This is a genomic window from Streptomyces sp. XY431, from assembly GCF_001279805.1.
GTDB lineage: Bacteria > Actinomycetota > Actinomycetes > Streptomycetales > Streptomycetaceae > Kitasatospora > Kitasatospora purpeofusca.
On sequence record NZ_LGDO01000492.1, the window covers coordinates 24323 to 41711 of the forward strand.

At 72.1% G+C, this 17389-nt stretch carries 13 protein-coding genes; 7 read left to right on the forward strand and 6 right to left on the reverse strand.

Going from position 1 to position 17389, the window contains the following annotated elements; translation table 11 throughout:
* Positions 1 to 10: 10 nt before the first annotated feature.
* On the reverse strand, positions 11 to 2995 hold the full coding sequence (locus tag ADK60_RS34050) for an acyl-CoA dehydrogenase family protein (protein WP_053650778.1): 2985 nt from the start codon (positions 2993 to 2995) through the stop codon (positions 11 to 13).
* A 279-nt stretch (positions 2996 to 3274) separates the two neighbouring features.
* Here ADK60_RS34050 and ADK60_RS34055 point away from each other — a divergent pair, with 279 nt between their 5' ends.
* The gene (locus tag ADK60_RS34055) at positions 3275 to 4636 is read left to right on the forward strand and encodes an NsdA family TPR-like regulatory protein (RefSeq protein ID WP_053650779.1); all 1362 of its coding nucleotides are present in this window, start codon (positions 3275 to 3277) and stop codon (positions 4634 to 4636) included.
* Positions 4637 to 4773: 137 nt separating this feature from the next.
* Here the strand turns inward: ADK60_RS34055 and ADK60_RS34060 are convergent, their stop codons facing one another.
* Positions 4774 to 5052 (reverse strand): helix-turn-helix domain-containing protein, encoded by a 279-nt coding sequence (locus ADK60_RS34060; RefSeq protein WP_234371427.1) that lies wholly within the window; start codon positions 5050 to 5052, stop codon positions 4774 to 4776.
* A gap of 930 nt (positions 5053 to 5982) precedes the next feature.
* Here ADK60_RS34060 and ADK60_RS34065 point away from each other — a divergent pair.
* Positions 5983 to 6219 carry a hypothetical protein gene (locus ADK60_RS34065; RefSeq protein ID WP_053650780.1) on the forward strand — a complete coding sequence of 79 codons (237 nt, stop codon included), beginning with the start codon at positions 5983 to 5985 and terminating at the stop codon, positions 6217 to 6219.
* A 57-nt stretch (positions 6220 to 6276) separates the two neighbouring features.
* On the opposite strand, the gene ADK60_RS34070 is transcribed toward ADK60_RS34065, so the two are convergent.
* On the reverse strand, positions 6277 to 7026 hold the full coding sequence (locus tag ADK60_RS34070) for a response regulator (RefSeq protein WP_053650781.1): 750 nt from the start codon (positions 7024 to 7026) through the stop codon (positions 6277 to 6279).
* Positions 7023 to 8279: a sensor histidine kinase gene (locus tag ADK60_RS34075; RefSeq protein WP_045944255.1), complete on the reverse strand. Its 1257-nt coding sequence runs from the start codon at positions 8277 to 8279 to the stop codon at positions 7023 to 7025. The genes ADK60_RS34070 and ADK60_RS34075 overlap by 4 nt, the downstream gene beginning before the upstream one ends.
* A 138-nt stretch (positions 8280 to 8417) precedes the next feature.
* Here ADK60_RS34075 and ADK60_RS34080 point away from each other — a divergent pair, with 138 nt between their 5' ends.
* The 5 genes from ADK60_RS34080 to ADK60_RS34100 all read left to right on the forward strand — a co-directional run bounded on the left by ADK60_RS34080 (position 8418) and on the right by ADK60_RS34100 (position 14878).
* Positions 8418 to 8810 (forward strand): DUF4190 domain-containing protein, encoded by a 393-nt coding sequence (locus tag ADK60_RS34080; protein ID WP_234371426.1) that lies wholly within the window; start codon positions 8418 to 8420, stop codon positions 8808 to 8810.
* Positions 8811 to 8958: 148 nt separating this feature from the next.
* Positions 8959 to 9450 (forward strand): DUF2975 domain-containing protein, encoded by a 492-nt coding sequence (locus ADK60_RS34085; protein ID WP_053650782.1) that lies wholly within the window; start codon positions 8959 to 8961, stop codon positions 9448 to 9450.
* Positions 9450 to 9680, forward strand: a complete 231-nt coding sequence (locus ADK60_RS34090) for a helix-turn-helix domain-containing protein (protein ID WP_053650783.1) — start codon at positions 9450 to 9452, stop codon at positions 9678 to 9680. Before ADK60_RS34085 ends, ADK60_RS34090 begins: the two co-directional genes overlap by 1 nt.
* A gap of 157 nt (positions 9681 to 9837) precedes the next feature.
* Entirely contained in the window at positions 9838 to 10350 is a 513-nt protein-coding gene (locus ADK60_RS34095; RefSeq protein WP_079008920.1) for an RICIN domain-containing protein, read from the forward strand.
* 271 nt (positions 10351 to 10621) lie between these two features.
* Entirely contained in the window at positions 10622 to 14878 is a 4257-nt protein-coding gene (locus tag ADK60_RS34100) for a golvesin C-terminal-like domain-containing protein (protein ID WP_053650785.1), read from the forward strand.
* A 90-nt stretch (positions 14879 to 14968) separates the two neighbouring features.
* Here ADK60_RS34100 and ADK60_RS34105 read toward each other — a convergent pair whose 3' ends face one another.
* Entirely contained in the window at positions 14969 to 16204 is a 1236-nt protein-coding gene (locus ADK60_RS34105) for a PP2C family protein-serine/threonine phosphatase (RefSeq protein WP_199839819.1), read from the reverse strand.
* 65 nt (positions 16205 to 16269) lie between these two features.
* Positions 16270 to 16632, reverse strand: a complete 363-nt coding sequence (locus ADK60_RS34110; RefSeq protein ID WP_079008921.1) for a DUF1036 domain-containing protein — start codon at positions 16630 to 16632, stop codon at positions 16270 to 16272.
* Positions 16633 to 17389: the final 757 nt, after the last annotated feature.

The following is a 17389-nucleotide window of genomic DNA, read 5'->3' on the forward strand; positions in this document are numbered from 1 at the left end:
CTGCTCCGGTTCACGATCTGCTCCAGGAACGGTCGTCGGCGTCGGTGGCGGCGCCGAAGGGGGTGAGGAGAGCGGGGGCGCGGAGTGCGGTGGTGCGGTCGGGCTCGTCCAGCGGGGTCCGGGCGATGCCGGCCCCGGGGTCGAGGGCGGCCACGATGTCCGGCAGGGCCCGGTGCAGCCGGTCGCACAGGGCGTCCATGGCCGCGGGCAGGGCGCGGACGGTGGCGGGAGCGAGCACGCCGGTGGCCAGCAGGGGGCCGGCGAGGCGTCGGGCCTGGCGCAGGCCGTCGAGCGCGGCCAGGTCGGCCGCCCGGGGGACCGGCGATCCGCGCCCGTCCGTGCCGTCGCCTCCCGCCGCGGCCTCGGCCGCGAGCCGGCGGGCCTGGACGGCACCCAGTTCGAGGGCATCCTCCAGCAGCGGGTTCCACAGCTCCAGGTCGCGGTGGCCCGCCCCGGCACGGGCCGACGACGCGGCGGCGAGGTCGGTGGCGAGTCGGTCCCGCAGGACGGTGACGACCGCGGGCCACCACGCCGGGTCGGTCGGGTCGGTCGGGAGTGCGCCCGGGCCGGCCGGCGGCGGACCCGAGCGGGCCTGTTCCTCCGCTTCCTCGGCGAGGGCGCGGCCGGCGTCGAGGAGGATGAGGGTGTTGTCGCCGCCGGCGCTGTCGAAGGCACGGGCGAACCCGAGGTAGCCCGGCAGCCGGTTGTGGTCGAAGAGGCCCGACACCCCGCAGCGGTGCTGCAGGTCGTCGATGACCTCGGCCGCGGTCCGGGTGCTGTGCGCCTTGTAGAGGGCGAGCGACCGGTCGACCGAGGCCCAGGGGGAGAAGGTCATCGCGGTGTCCGGCCCGTCGGCGCTCCTTGCGGCGCGCAGGTCCGCCCAGGTGGACAGGGCGGCCCGGGCGGTGCGGCGCAGCGAGTAGGCCGCCGCCAGCGCTCCGAGGACGGCGTGCTGCTGGGTGCGGTACTCCAGGAGCGGCCTCCCGGGCGCCAGCCGTCCGTGCGACCGGCGGCCCGCGTTGAACCGCCAGGCCATCGCCGCGCTGCGGCCCGACAGCGCCGCCATCGCCGACGGCAGGGTGGCCCAGAGCCCCTGACCGCAGCCCAGGGTCCGCCGGAGCCGGGCGTCGGGGCTCGACCGGGGGTCGTGCAGCACGCCCGCCGGGTCGATCACCGCACCGTCCGGCAGCCAGCGGTCGTACGGGACCGGGACACCGTGGAACCGGACGAGGCCGTAGGGCAGCGGGAGCGCGTCCACCGGTATCGGGTCGGAGACGGACACGCCCGGTGCCGGGCGGCCGTCGGCTCCGGTGATGTCGACGAGGAAGGAGAACACGCCCCCGTCCTGCGAACCGGTCAGCAACCGTGCGCAGACCACCGCCTGCTGCGGCAGGCCGAACGCCGCGACGGAGGAGAACTTCGCGGCCCGGTGGTCCGGGGTGTGCAGCGTGAACACCCGGTGCACCGGGTCGAACCGGGCCTCGGTGCGGATTTCGAGGTGGCTGCCGGCCTCGCCGATCTCGGTGACCATGAAGGAGCCTTTGGTGCGCGCGTGAGCGAGAGCGCCACCCCGGTCCGCGGCTTCGCCGCCCAGGAGGACGAGCGAGCCGACGCACAGGACGTAGTGGGACAGGAAGGTCTGGTAGAGCGACGGGTCGGCCAGCGCCGTCGCCTCGCTGAGCGCGGCCAGGAGGTCCGGGTCGGCGGCCACCTCGGCGGCAGGCGGCAGCGAGGCCGCCAGTCGCATCAGCCGCCGGTGCGCGCTCGTGTCGGTACGCAGGTCGGTACGCAGGGCCTCCTGCCCCGCCCGGTGCTCCGCCAGAAGCTGCCCGAACTCCGCGGCCCGCCGGGGCGGGAGCAGTCCCGAGAGGCGGGTCAGGACGTCGATCGCCCTGGCCCGGTCCTCGGCCGGTCCTCCGGTGCCCAGGGGTGCCTCCGCGCCGCCGTCGAGGTCGGGACGAGGGCGCGGCGCGTCCTCCTCCGGTGCGGTGGGCGACGGGCCGGAGGACGGGGACGGGAGCGGCGCCGGCGGTTCGGTGGGCCACCGGCCGTCGGCGATCGGCGCCAGCGCCTCCTGGCGCGGATCGATCCGCCGCACGCTGTTCGTCAAGGTGCTGCCGGTGCCCGCCTCGACGACCAGCGAGGCGTCCAGCAGGGCTGCGCCGAGCACCGCGGGAAGGTCGAACGGCCTGATCAGGCAGGCGGACAGCGCTCCCGGCAGATCGCTGTCCGCGCGGTGGAAGCGGCCGCTCACCACCGAGTAGACCGGTCGGCGCGGGGGAGCCAGGCGCAGCCGCCGGGCGAAGTCCGCGAACACGGCGGCCTCCCGGGCGAGTGCCGGATGGTGGCTCATGAACGGCAGCCGCAACCGTCGCGCCGGTATGCCGCGCGCCTCCGCCGAGTGCTCGACGACGGCGAGCCCGTCCAGCGGGCCGGAGACCACCGTCTCCCCACTGTGGTTGACGCAGGCGACCACCACGGTGCGGGCGCCCGGTCCCGCCTCCGCGAGCAGTCGGGCGGCCGCGGACGGGCCCGCGCCCAGAAGCGTCATGCCGCCGCCGTGGCCGGTGAGCAACTGGCCGAGCCGGCAGGCCAGGCGGGCCCCGTCGGCGGTCGAACAGCACCCGGCCGCGGTCAGTGCGGGGATCTCGCCGAAGCTGACCGCCAGCAGGCGCTGCGCCCGGCAGCCGTCGGCTTCGAGCGCGCGGTGCACCGCCAGGGACACACCGAACAGGGCGAGCTGTACGGTTCCGGGCGGGTCCGCGGCCAGTGCGCCGACGCTGAGCGGTGCGCTGCCGGCCAGGCGGGGACCGATCGGCGGCAGATCGAATTCGGGGGCGACGACATCGGCCTCCTCGAAGACCTCGGCGACCGCGTGTGCCAGCGACCCGGTGCGGGGAAGTGTACGAAGCAGTGCCGTCAGACCGAAATCCCCCTGCCCGGGGAACAGGTGTACGACATCTGCGGTGGTCGTGGGACTGTGTGGGCCGGACATCGTGGATCCCGCCTCCGCCCTGGGGCTTGTTCGAAGAAACGTTCCGACGTCCTCCATGGTGGAGTCTGCGACCGTTCTCGCGGGGCTTTCCCGGCGGTCGGCACGTCAATTATTCGGGGGTGTCAACTTTCGCTGGAATCAGTCGAGTTGAAGGAGAGAAGGGCGCCCCTCGGAATGCCGCGGGCGGCTACGATGACGGAGAATCCGCGGTACGACCGCGTGCCTCGGAGGCCGGACCGGGCAACCGTGGGCGCGGTGCCGAAGACCCAGGGGAGAGACATGGCCGTCCTCCGTGTGCCGAACAACCGCCTGCGAGAATTGCTCAGGGAAGCCGAGTGGACCGGGGAGCAACTGGCCCGGGCCGTCAACCGGATCGGCACGGAGTCCGGATGCGCCCTGTCCTACGGGCGCGCCTCGGTGCATCAGTGGCTCACTGGCGCGGTTCCCCGCAAGCCCGTCACCCACCTGGTGTGTTCGGCCCTGAGCCGGAGACTGCGACGGCCCGTCACCCTGGACGACGCCGGCTTCGGCGACCCGCAGCCGGTCCTCCCGCCGCCGGAATTCCCGCCGCCGGAATTCCCGGCAGCGCTCGCGGGGCTCGCCTCCGCCGCCGTCGCACCCGATCGCCACGGCTCCCTCCTCCCCTACCAGCCGTCACCCGTCGGCGGGGGCGTCACCGTGCCGACGGGGCCGCTGCCGGTCCTGCCGGGGAGCCTCATCGGCCTGCCGGTACCCATGGGCGAGGAAGGGCCCCTGGCGGAACCGGACATGCTCGAACTGCTGCTGCCCGTCTTCTCCACGATCGACCGCGTCCACGGCGGGGGCCGGGCCCGCGTCGCACTCGCCGTGTTCCTCGCGACCACGGCGGCGCACATGCTCTCCGCACCCGCTCCACCGGTCCGGCGCGCCGGAATCCTCGGAGCCACCGCCCGGCTGTGCTACCTGTGCGCCTTCATGCATGTCGACGACGACCTCAACGGCCTCGCCGGCCGGTACCACCACCTCGCTCTCGACCTGGCCCGCCTCGCGGGCGACACCGCCACCCAGGCGATGACGCTACGGATCATGGCCACCCAGGCCTACGAACTCGGCCACCGGCGACAGAGCCTGAGACTGGCGCAGGCCGCCGCCGACTGCCGCGTCAGTTCCTCGGCGCCGCGCCTCCGGGCCTCCGTCCTGGGTCAACTCGCCCTGTCCGAAGCGGCGGTCGGCGATCGGACGGCCGCACTGCGCCACATCGGCCGGGCCCGCGACCTCCTGACGGACGTGACGGGTCCGCCGCCGCCGGTCGGTGACTACCACCGGGCTTCGTGGGACCATCAACGCGCCCTCGTCGAGGCCGAACTCGGCGATCCGGCAAGGGCGATCGAGCTCCTGGAGGCGTCCGCCGCCCGTAGGTCACGGGCCGAGTCCCGCTCCCGTGCCGTCGTCCTGTACAAGCTGGCCGAACGCCAGCTCGCCGCCGGGCGGGTCGAAGCCGCCTGCGCCACCTGGCACGAGTTCCTCGACATCTACCCGATGCTGACCTCCCGCCGCGCCCGCGCGGCCAGGGCACGGATGCCCGGGCTCCTGCTTCCCCACCGTCGGCGGCCGGCCGCGCACCACCTCGTCCGCCGGGCCGTCTCCCTCGGCCCCCGCTGAGGCGTCACCCGGCGCGGGACCGCGCACGGGCCGCTCGGTCGGCCGGCGGCCGGCGGCCGGGGGACGGTACCCGGGGCGGCCTGTCGTGAGCGCGTTTCGCTCACCGACAGGCCGGTCTCGTCGGCCTGGTGGGTGGATCAGGTGTCGGCTGCGGGTTCCTGTCCGGCGTCGCGGCGGAGCTGTTCATTGATGCGCAGGGCTTCCTCGAGTTGGTCCTCGAGGATGATGATGCGGCAGGCGGCGTCGATGGGGGTGCCCTGGTCGACGAGGTCGCGGGCGCGCATGGCGAGTCGTAGTTGGTAGCGGGAGAAGCGGCGGTGTCCGCCTTCGGAGCGCAGGGGTGTGATGACACCCTGCTCGCCGAGGGCGCGCAGGAAGCCTGGGGTGGTGCCGGTCATCTCGGCGGCGCGGCCCATGGTGTACGCGGGGTAGTCGTCGTCGTCGAGGGAGTCGGGGGTGTGCGGTCGAATGGTTGCCGTGGTCACTGCACCTCTTCTTGTTGTGTCGGGGGACGCGCTGAGGGGCCCCGGGGCCATAGCGGCTCCCGGGGCCCCGAAGGGTTTTACACCATCTACCGGCTCTGGGGCCGGGTTCCTTGTATCCGCACCGCCCCGGGGGAGGGGGAGTGCGGGGATCGCGTATGCGTGACCGGAAACCACCGTCCTTGCCTTGGGGTCTACGGAGTCCGCCCGGGCGACTTCCTCACGGGCCGGGCGATCCTGATGGCGCGCTGTCCCTCCATTCATCCTCTGTACTGGCCGGATACTGCGAATTGCGGGTACTTCCAACTGCGGGTACTGCGGGTACTTCCTACTGCCTGACTCCGGCAGCCAGCCCCGTCGCCCGTCCTGCTCGACCTGCTCGGCTTGGAACCCCACTGCCGGACTCCCAGTGCGCGCGCCCGCAGCCTGGGCGCCTTCACCGGGGTACCGCGTACTGCGACTGCCGGTACCGCTCGACTTCACCTACGGGTACCGCTCCTGCTGAACTGCGGTACCGCTGGTCGGCGGCCCCTGATACCTGCGGGCCGCCCGGCCCGGCCACCGGCCCTGTCGCCTTACTGCACCAATCCTGGCTTCAGAACCCTGCAACCGTGCCGACCTGCGCACTTCCGTACTGCTACCCGCCAGTTCGTGTCTGGCGGGTACCGATCGACTGCTGTCTACGAGAGAAACACTAAGCACGGCGCACGGCAATGTCTACTCCGGCGGGCATAGATTTTCCCGTGTCGCCCGGAGAGGTAGTCTTCGCCCCGCACGCGGTGGAGCGGCCGGTCGCCGCAGCCGCACCGGGACGGAGGACGCCGCGTCCGGCGGCCAGGACCACGAGCGGAAGGAAGACGAGCGGTGGAAGGGCCAGGCCGCGCGGCGGCGCGCACCCCCGACCCCCATACCCAGGCGGCGCTGGCGGCGGCCATCGCCGAGGCGGTGCGGGACCGGGACGAGCGGGTCCTGCGCCGGCTGCTGGCACGTTTCGCCGAGCAGGCCGCCATCACGGACCTGCCCGCTCTGCGCGAGGCCCTCGACCCCGCCGGGCGCCCGGCGGCCCCTGCCGACGCGCGCCGCTCACGGGTGAGGCGGTGAGGTGGTGAGGCGGCGGTCAGGTCACCGGCCGCTGTCGCCCGCGGCCGTATCCGCGCGTCAGCCGGTGAACCCCGGCACCACCAGACCTGATTCGTAGGCGATCACCACCGCGTGGGTCCGGTTCTGCGCACCGAGCTTGGTGAGCACGTTCCCGACGTGCGTCTTCACGGTCTCCAGGCTCACCGCCAGCGACTGCGCGATCTCCGGGTTGGACAGCCCGGTGGCCATCAGCCGCAGGACTTCCTCCTCCCGTCCCGTCAGCGCCGCCTTCGGCAAGGCCTCGGCGCCGCGCAGCGGTCGGGCGGTGACCATCCGGCTCAGCGCCGCCGGGAAGAGGATCGCCTCCCCTGCCGCCACCACGCGCACCGCCTCGGCGATCTGCCGGACCGGCAGCCGCTTGAGGACGAACCCGCTGGCCCCGGCGCCGAGCGCGGCGGTGACGTAGTCGTCGTTCTCGAAGGTGGTGATCACCACGACCTTCGGCGGATCGACCGGGCCGGCCGCATCCGGCGACCCGGCCGACCCGGCCGTATCCACCGCGTCGCCGGGTCCGGCAAGGAGCCGCCGGGTGGCCTCGATTCCGTTGCAGCGAGGCATCCGTACATCCATCAGGACCACGTCGGGCCGCAGCCGCCGAGCCTCCTCGACCGCCTCGACCCCGTCGGCGGCCTCCCCGATCACCGCGATGCCAGGCTGCACCGAGAGCAGGGTGCGCAGACCACTGCGGGTCACCGCGTCGTCGTCCGCGATCAGGAGGGTGACGGGGGCGCCGGCCGGGTCGGCCGCGTTCGCGTCGGAGCCGGTCACGCCGACACCCTGACCGGCAGCCGGACCGCCAGCCGCCAGTGCTGCGGCCCGCGCGGGCCGGTCTCGATCTCACCGTGCAGCAGCCGCACCCGCTCGGCGAGACCCGGCAGCCCGTGCCCCGAGGTCGGGAAGGCGCCGCGGCCGGCGCCGGTACGCGGGCCGGTGGCGGCTCCGGTCCTGTTGACCACGCTGAGCTCCAGGCTGTCCGGCGTGGCCGCCACGCGGACCTCGATCGGGCCGCCCGCCCCGTGCCGCAACGCGTTCGTCAGCCCCTCCTGCAGGATCCGGTACGCCGCCCGGGAGAGCGTCCCCCGCACCTGTGCCAGGTCGCCCGAGAGCTCCGGCTCCAGCACCGCGCCCGTGTGCCGCAGCCGGTCGAGCAACTCGGGCAGGTCGGCCAGGGTCCGGGTCGGAGCGGTCTCCGCCCGCTGGTCGCGCAGCACGCCCAGGACGTAGTCCAGGTCCTCCAGCGCGGCCCGCGACGACTCCTCGATGCTGCGCAGCGCGGCCCTCGCCGCCACCGGATCGGCACCGAACACCTCGCCCGCCACCGCGGCCTGGATCGTGGTCGCGGTCAGCGTGTGCCCGATCGAGTCGTGCAACTCGTGCGCCAGCCGGTTGCGTTCGGCCAGCGACTGCTCCCGCTCGGCCGCCAGCGCGAGCTGCTCGGCCGGGGAGGGGCCCAGCAGCCGGGGTGCCAGCCACCGCAGGGCGCCGGCCACCAGCGCGCACACGGCCGCCGCCAGCAGGAGGCAGCCCAGTGCCGCCACCCAGCTCGGCCAGCCACCGTCCAGATGCACCGAGTGGCCGGACAGGCTCAGGCCCGCCTCGGCGCCGAGCCAGTTGCCCGGCAGGACCAGGCCCAGGAGGACCAGCACCCCGCTCACCAGGGATCCCGCCCACCCCAGTGCCACGTGCAGCAGCAGCCAGAGCGACGTCCGCCAACGGTCGGTGCCGCGGGAGCCCGCGGTACGACGTGCGGCCACGGGGTCGGGAAGCGGCACCCGCAGCAGGTGGCGGGCGAACGCGATCAGTGCCCGCCGCGCGACGGGAATCAGCCCCACCGCGCCGGTCAGTGCCGCCCAGACCAGGAGGACCAGCACGGCCTGCACCCCGTAAGGGGCGGACGGCCGCACCAGCGTGGGCAGCAGCGCGAAAGGCAGCAGCGGAAGGCTCGCCAACGCCCCGCAGTAGGCGAACAGCATTCCCGAATAGGTGGAGCCGCGCAGCAACGGCCGAATTCCCTTGAGCATGATCGTCCCAGTATCGCCGAGGTGCGACCGAGCGACCTCCCCCGATCGGGGGAGCACTTCCTCCCGCCTTTCCGCGATGTGCGGCAGCGCCCCCGGACGCCAGGATCGTGTCCCGAGCACTTGACCGGAGGAGACCTGATGAACACCCGAGAGATGAACACCCCGGAGACGGAGACGCCGATACGGCACACCGCATTCGCCCGGGCCGACCGACCCCGGCGGAACGGTCCGGCCGGCGCCGCCGTGGTCCTGGGCGTGATCGGCCTGAGCACCTCGATCGTCTTCGTCGGCGGTCTGCTCGGCGTCGTCGGCCTGGCCCTGGGCATCGCCGCCCTGGTGACGGCCGGGCGGACCGGGGTGGGCCGGGGCCGGGCCATCGCCGGCGTGGTGACCTCGGCCCTCGCGATCGTGGTGTCCGTCCTGGTCGCCGTCTTCGTCGTCTGGTACGCCGACAAGACGCAGGACTGCTACCAGCCCGACTCCCTGCAGCAGTACAGGCAGTGCGTCCAGGGGCACCTCACCGGAAACTGACAGGCCGCGATCCGTCTCGATCCGCCGCGATCCGCCTCGATCCGCCGCGATCCGCCGCGGTCCGTACGCAAGGCCGCCGCTGGCGGCCCCTTGCTCGCCCTATCGAAATTCGATAGATTCCCATCGCAACTCGATGGATGGATGGATCATGGGCAAGCTGACAGTGCGCGCGCTGCGCGCCGTGCTCGTAGTGGTGCTGACCGGCACCGTGTTCGTACAGGCCATGATGGTGTGGGCCCTGGTCAGCGGGAACGACCCGGAGGACGGGACGCTCCCGCTGACCGCGCTGCGGGTGGTCACGGTCCTGGGCATCGGGGCGGCGCAGGTCGCCCTGCTCTGCGTCTGGCGACTGGTGGCGATGGTGCGCCGCGGAACCGTGTTCTCCCACGCCGCCTTCCGTTACGTGGACGGCATCATCGGCGCGATCGTCGCGGCCGCTCTCGTGTGGTTCTCGGTCACGGCTCTGAACGCGCCGGGCCAGCGGGACGATCCCGGCGTCACCCTCATCATGGGCGGGATCGGCGTGGCCGTTCTGGGGGTCGCGCTCATCGTGCTCGTGCTGCGGATGCTGCTCGCCCAGGCCGTCGCCCGCGACGTCGAAGCGGCCCTGATGCAGGCCGAGTTGAACGAGGTGATCTGATGCCGATCGCGGTCGACATCGACGTGATGCTGGCCCGGCGGAAGATGTCCGTGGGTGAACTCGCGGAGCGCATAGGGATCACGCCCGCCAACCTGGCGGTGCTCAAGAACGGCCGCGCCAAGGCCGTGCGCTTCTCGACGCTGGCCGCGCTCTGCGAGGTGCTCGACTGCCAGCCGGGTGACCTGCTCCGCTGGGAGGACGAGCCGGGGGGACGAACCGACCCGGGGTGAAGGAACCCCGCCGCCGGGCTTCGGTCATCGCCGGTGTGCGAGAAGCGCTGCGCGGACGGTGGAGGAATGCTGCACGCCTCGCACAGTCCGCCCCGCCGGGCGCGGCTAGATTCGACCCTTGTTGCAGACAGTGGCCCTCCCTGACGAAAGGTATGTCATGCGCAAGCCAATAGTGTTCCTCTCGGCGCTCTTCATGGCGGCGGGCTTCCATGCCGCCGTGGCCCCGCAGGCCTCGGCGGCCGGCCCCAACTGGGGCGAGCTCATCACCCCGGTCGGCCCCGGCACCTGGTACCCCGCGAAGTGCGCCACTCCCAAGGGCAACAGCACGGCCAACGGAACCGTCATCACGCTGTGGACCTGTACGGGGGACGAGCTCCAGCGGTGGGACCACGACGGTTACCAGATGGTCCACAAGGCGAGCGGGAAGTGCCTGACCCCGCAGGGCGACGCGTACAACGTCAACGGCGCGGTGCTCACCCTGTGGCCGTGCGACGACAGCGGCAACAACCGCAGCCAGCAGTTCTGGTCCTCGGACTGGTCCATCAAGACCAACTACTCGGACAAGTGCCTCACCAACAAGGGCGGTTCGTCCGGCAACGGCACCTACCTCACCCTGTGGACCTGCGCCTCGGACTTCCCGCCGGAGCAGCACTGGCAGATGCGGTACTGACGGGAGGCACCCCGGCGGGGCAGCCCTGTGACGGCGCGGCCCCGCCGGGGCGGGTGAACCCGGCTGTTCCCGAGCGGGCACAGCCCCCGACCGACGAGACACGAAACCATGGGGGAGTTCTCTTTTGCGATCCATCCGACGGGCCTGCATGCCGGTAGCCGCGGTGGCTGCCTGCGCGGCCCTGACCGCGGGCCTGCTCCAAGCCCTTCCCGCGGCCGCCGCACCGGCCGTCTCCGCCGGGGACGTGCCGCCACCCGCCGTTTCCTTAGGCGTGGACAGTCCGGACCAGACGCTGGGAAAGGGCTGGAAGGCCTCCGAGGACCGTGCGGTGACCGGCGCGGCCGACGCCGAGGCCTTCAAGATCCTTGTCGCCGACGAAGCGGCGGCGTACGAGTGGAGGACGGTCGCCGCGCTGGCGGAGCCCGGACTGCCGGCCGACTCCTGGATCGGCAACCAGTGCGTCATGGACGACTCGCACGTGGCCGCCGTGTACGCCCCGCGCGCGTTCACCAACAAGCCCGACCTGATGCAGGGCGGCGCGTTCACGGCGATCGTGAACACCACGACGGGTGAGGTGACGAAGCTGCCGTTCACCGCCACGCTCGCCTACTTCGACCCCTCCTGCAACACCACCACGCACACGGCCGCCTTCACCCAGTACCGCGACATGAACGACGCGGCGCAGGTGAAGACCCAGGTGATCACCGTGGACACGGCCGGCACCGCGGTCACGAAGACCGGGGAGCTGCGGGGGCAGGTGTCGTCGGCGGTACCGGTGAAGGACGGTGTGGTCGCCGGTCTGGGCCGCGATCTCGTCCGGATCGACGGCAAGGGCACGATCAGCCGACTCGCCGGGGGCGACAGCATCCCCTTCGACATCCGCCCCATGGCAGGGGACCGCATCGGCTTCGTGGACCGCAAGGACACGGGGACGGCGCAGGCGAAGGTGTACAGCGGCGCCGGTGAGCCGCTCACGGTCGCCACCGGGAACCTCGGCGAGCTGGAGCTGGTGTCCGGCGCGCAGGGCCGCGCCTTCCTCACCGGCCGTCCCCGGGACGTCAAGGTGGAGGGGAGCGGAGTCACCCGGCTCGACGTGCCGGCGGGCACCGAGGTCTCCTCCCAGGGCCACCTCGCCGTCGCCCCCGTCCTCACCCCCGGCGTCCGCGCCGGACTGAACCGGATCAAGGCGGCCGGGAAGGGCTTCGACGGGGCGGCCGGGCCCGAGGCGGGTGCGCCTGCCCCCTCCGGGCCGGCCCCCGGGACGCCGGCCGGCGGCACCACGACGACGGTCACGTCGACCGTCACGGCGACGGGCAAGGAGGTCCGGCAGCCGGTCGCCCCGACGCAGCCGAGCCCCGCCGACGATCCGTCCCCGGCCCTGACCGGCGACGCCGAGCCGCGTACAACGGCCCGTGCGACGGCGGCCGCGCCCGACTCCCACGACCCCCGTGACACCGACCGCTGGTGCTCCGTCTCCCGCAACGACATGAGTGTGCAGGCGCTGCAGCCGACGCCCAACCAGGTCGAGTGGGCGGTGGACATGGCCGTGCGCGGCGAGCTGCGCAGCAACTGGATCCGTCAGGGCGACTACCGCGGCCAGGCCGGGCTCCTCACGATCGACCCCCAGGGGCTCTTCCCCCGCCCGGAGCTGAAGGGCGGCGGACGGATCCCCGCCAATGTGCTGCTCGGCATCCTGGCGCAGGAGTCCAACCTGTGGCAGGCCGAGTCCGGCGCGGTCCCCGGCCAGATGGGCAGCCCGCTGGCCGCCGTGGACGGCTACTACGGCCACAGCACGAAGGACACGCTGCTCGGCTACTGGCGCATCAACTGGGACAAGTCCGACTGCGGTTACGGCGTCGGCCAGGTCACCGACGGCATGCGGCTGAAGGGGCACGAGAAGACCGGCGAGACGAGCCTCGATCCGGCGCTGCAGAAGGCGATCGCCGTCGACTACGCCACCAACATCGCCGCCTCCATGAAGATCCTCTCGGACAAGTGGAACGAGGTGCACGCCGACGGGCAGAAGATCGCGGTCAACAACGACGATCCGTCCCGGGTGGAGAACTGGTTCACGGCGGCCTGGAACTACAACCTCGGCTTCAACCCCAAGTCGGCGGCCGGCCAGAACGGCGGCGCCTGGGGCCTGGGCTGGTACAACAACCCCGCCAACCCCATGTACAAGAAGGGCGCCTGGGACCACCCGTTCATGGATGTGAGCCTCAACACGAACAACATCCGTGACGCGGCGACGCCGCAGTACTGGCCGTACGAGATGAAGGTGATGGGCTGGTCCGCCTGGTCCATCGACACCGGCTTCTCCTACGGCACGGACGGCCGCCAGGACTGGAAGGGCGAATCGGGGTTCAACTCCGCCGGTTTCAACCCCGCCTGGTGGACCACCGTCGCCGACCGCTCCCGGGTCAGCCCGCCGATCAGCACCTTCTGCAACACCAAGAACAACTGCAACCCCTCCAGCCCGGTGGACTGCCCGGACGAGGCCTGCTACCGCCAGTTCTGGTGGAACCAGGAGAACACGACCTGGAAGCCCGACTGCGACCAGACGTGCGGGCACGAGAACATCAAGTACCAGACCCTGCGCGCCGAGCCGGGCCGGGGCTACCGGCTGAAGAACGGCACTCCGGTGTGCGCCGGCGCCCCGGCGGGCTCCGACGTCGTCACCTCCGTCCCCGCCGGTACACCGACCTGGTCGGCCTGCGGGCCGGCGGCGTCGACGGGCACGTTCCAGTTCACCTTCCATCCCGACTGGGACCAGCACTACGAGGCCAAGGCCGATCTGCACTCGATCGGCGGCGGTCACGGCGGCCACTTCTGGTACACCCACACCCGGGACGAGGACCACTACGGCGGCGACGGCAACCGGATGACGATCGTGGGCGAGTGGACGGCGGGCAAGTCGTACGACCTCGCCGCCGTCTACGCCTACATCCCCGACACCGGAGCGCAGACCAAGGACGCGAAGTACGTCGTCGACGGCGCCGTCGGCGGCCCGTACGAGCGGTACGTCGACCAGGACGCGAACAACGGCCAGTGGGTGTCGCTGGGCGCGTACAAGTTCACCTCCACCCCGAAGGTGACACTGACGAACTACTCGAAGGGCGGCACCGCCGACCGCGACATCGCCTGGAACTCCGTGGCCTTCAAGCCGATCAGGGGCACCTTCGTCCAGCGCTCCCTGACCGCGGCCGCGATCTTCGACCCGAACCAGGAGCTGAACTCCAACTGGCCGGTGTCGACGGAGATCAACTCGCCCGTGCGGTCCATGAAGGCCCTCTACGACTGGGGGCTGGGTCTGGCCGACCAGGGGCCGCTGTGGAACAACCCGGACGGGGCCGACGCCCGGGGTCTGGCCTCCGAGGCGCGGTGCCCGACGGCGCAGGCCGTCGGCGAGTGCACGGGGCAGCAGACCTGGGACGCGGCCGACCAGTGGGCCAAGGACATCAGGGCCGGCGGCTCGGCCCCGCGCGCGGACGGCTCCGCCCCCGCGATGTCGATCCCGGTCTGGATGGCCATGTCCAACCTGCGCCCCGACGTGTCCGAGCCCGCCTCCCAGGCGTACAGCGACCCGAACAGCTACAAGATCAAGTCCGATGTGAACGTGACCTTCGTGGTCGGCGAGGACGGGAAGATCGTCGACGGCAGCGCCGGGTCGAACTACCGGGCCCGCGTCGGCAATGCCCACCTGCCCCACTTCGTCACCAGGATCATGAAGACGATCGAGGCGGACTACGGGATCGCGGCACCGGACATCGACTACACCACGCAGGACGCGCTGGAGTACGGCAACGTCCAGACCTCCCACCCCTACACGGACGGGGACACCCCGGGCCAGGCGTACTTCCCGCACTTCCGCGGGGCCCGCATCGACGACGCCAAGCAGTGCGTCGACTTCCGCGCCGTCGGCGGCGGCGTGCACGGCTACCGCGCGATGATCGGCCACAAGTCGATCAACGACAACGTCAAGGCGTGGGTGGACAAGGTCAACGCGAGCGTGCGGACCAACCACGCGGTGCGGCGGTTCGCCGGAGACGTCTACGCGATGTTCTTCAAGAACAGCGGGTCCTGGAACAACAACATGGGCGGCTCCATGATCGGCAACGCGCCCCCGATCTGGCAGGACATCGCCGCGGCCTTCTGCGCCGACGGGTCCGTGAAGCCGATGCACTTCCAGCGCAACGGCGACGCGACGCCCTCCAACGGCATCGTCTTCCAGTCCTACATGCCCGACCTGTACCTGTACATCGACGACCGGCTGACCGACAACCTCGGCCGCCCGTCGAACCAGCGGATCAACGGCGGGGACTGGAGGAACTTCTCCAACTTCCCCGCCACCGCTCCCAACGGCAACGCCTACGCATCCTGCTCGGCCGCCACCCGCGGCAGCGGCGGCAACCCGTGGGCGGTCGACGCCCCGGCACCGATCATCGGCGACGGCCCGGGCAACCGGCCGAACAAGGTGGTGCACTGCGACGATCCGGCCAACGAGTTCACCGTCAATCTCACCCGGTGACCGCGTGATGTGACGCCGGGGGAGGGGGAGGCCAGTGACGGCCTCCCCCTTCCGGCGTTGCGCGGCTCCTCGGGCCGCGGGCTCCGGCCGTCACAGGCGCAGGACGATCAGGGCGGTGTCGTCGGTGAGTCCGGCGGGCGGGACGAGGTCGGCCAGGAGCGCGTCGGCGAGGGTCTCGGGATCGGCGCGGCGGTGCCGGGCGAGGGAGCGGGCGAGGCGGTCGAGGCCGGTGTCGATGTCCTCGCGCCGGCGTTCGACGAGCCCGTCGGTGTAGAGGACGAGGACGGAGCCCTCGGCGAAGCCGGTTCGGACCTGGGGGCGGGGGACGTGTTCCGGGCGGGCGCCGAGCGGGGGATCGGTGGCCCGGTCGAGGAGGACCACGGTGCCGTCGGGGCCGCACAGCGCGGGCGGCGGGTGGCCCGCGCTGCTGTAGGTGAGGGTGTGGTTGGTCCAGTCGACGAAGACCGACACGGCGGTGGCGCTCTCCGCCCCGTCGACGGAGCGGGAGTACAGGCCCAGCACGTCCAGGGCCTCGGCGGGACCGTCGGCGACGCGGGAGGCGGCGGACAGGGCGCTGCGCAGCTGGCCCATGACGCCGGCCGCGCGCAGTCCGTGCCCGACGACGTCGCCGACCGCCACGGCGACGGCGGTGTGGACCGTGCCGGGAAGGTCCACCAGGTCGTACCAGTCGCCGCAGACGTTCAGGGCCCCGGTGGCCGGACGGTACCGTACGGCCGCGCGGTGGTGGCCCAGCGGGCGCGGCGCGGGGAGCATCGCCTCCTGCAGGTGGAGGGCGACCTCGCGTTCACGGGCGTGGGCGCCGCGCAGACGTTCGTTGACCTCCTGCAGGTCCCGGGCGCGGGTGTACAGCTCGGCCTCCAGGACAGGGGTGCGGCTGCCGTCGTGGGAGCCGCGGGCCGTCATGAAATCCGTGACCTCCTCGACACGGTGCAACAGCAGCGCCACCGTGCCGTCCGGCGCGAGGACGGGGGCGTTCACGGGGCTCCAGTACCGCTCGTGCCAGACGCCGGGGCGCACCGGGTCCTCGACGTCGTAGCGCTGCAGGGCCATGGTGTCACGCTCGCCGGTGGCCAGGACGCGCTCCAGCGAGGCGTGCAGGTTGCGCACGCCGTTCGCCGAGGGGTCGTTCGGGTTGTCGGGGAAGACATCGAACAGGTAGCGGCCGACGAGCTGCTCGCGGGTGCGTCCGGAGACGGCCAGGAACGCCTCGTTGGCATCCGCGTACACCAGGTCGCGGGTCAGCAGCGCGACCGCGCTCGGCAGAGCCCGGAAGACGTCCTGGTAGTCGATGACGGGTCCGTTCACGATCCACCTGCCCGTACGGGGGTTCTTCCACCATAGGAGCGGGCGGCCCGCACGGCCCACTCCCGTCAGGGCCCGATGACGTTGATCGTATGGTTGATCGAGGAAACCGGCACGAGGATCTTCTTCATGCCGAGCAGCCGGGAGTCGGTGCTCCCCGTGGTCCAGCACCAGTCGAAGGCCCGGTCCGGCATCTGGGTGAGGAATTCTCCGCCCCAGCTCAGGGTTCTGTCCTGGTTCTCCGCGAAGAAGAAGTACTTCGCCCCGTTGACCGGTCCGGAACGCACCTTCAGATCGGTGTGCGGAGTGACCATGAACCATCCGGTCTTCGACCACGGGTCACCTTTCGAAGCGCAGCCGCTGTCCGAATAGGCGTAGGCGAACCAGACGGTCTTCGACGTGCTGTTCTGGAAGTAGAGTCCCACGGTCATCCCTCCTGCGGCGTGGGGTCGTCACCGCGGCCGTCGTCGCCGGCGTAGTCGCTCTCCACGCCGGGAAGATGGTCCTCACCACTGGAGACCCCCGCAGTCCGATCCATCGGGACGGCCTCGCCCGCCCGGTCCGGACCGCGCGACCGCCGGTGTTCGGCAGCCTCGTCCGCAGTCCAGGCCCGCGACAATTTCTCTGCCATGTGCGACACCCTTCCATCTCCTGGCGGACCGGGCGATGCCCGATTCGCCGTTCTGCCGGAGTTCCGTTGCTTCGTGTCACCAGCCCCGAAGCGCCCATCGGGTTCGCCGGTCCACCGGCACTGCGAGTGCATCGCCTGTGTACAAACTAACTTCGGCGCATCCGCACCGCACCCGGGCGAGTGACCGGGGAACGCCCGACCGCGAGCGCGGGGCACCCCCGTCCCCCCGGGGCGGATCGGTGTCCTTCGTCTCGGCCGGGTTGTCGATCGACGGCCCGAACGCGGCCGACCCGGAGGTGGTGTTCCACCCCTGACCTCCGGTCCACGGGCGGGGACGCCGACAGTGCCAACGCGAAGACGACGGCCCGGTGCGGCTGAGCCCCGCGGGCGCGGGGAGCCGAATTCAACTCGCGTCGCCGGGCCGTGGTCCGGCTGCCGCTCGGGAACGCTGGTGTTCTTCCTGGCCCGGGCGGTCCCTGCCGTCGGGCGGGGAACACGGCTCCGTACTACGGGCGCGTCAAGATCGTTGGACTGTCCGGAGGCTGTGTGCAGGGCGA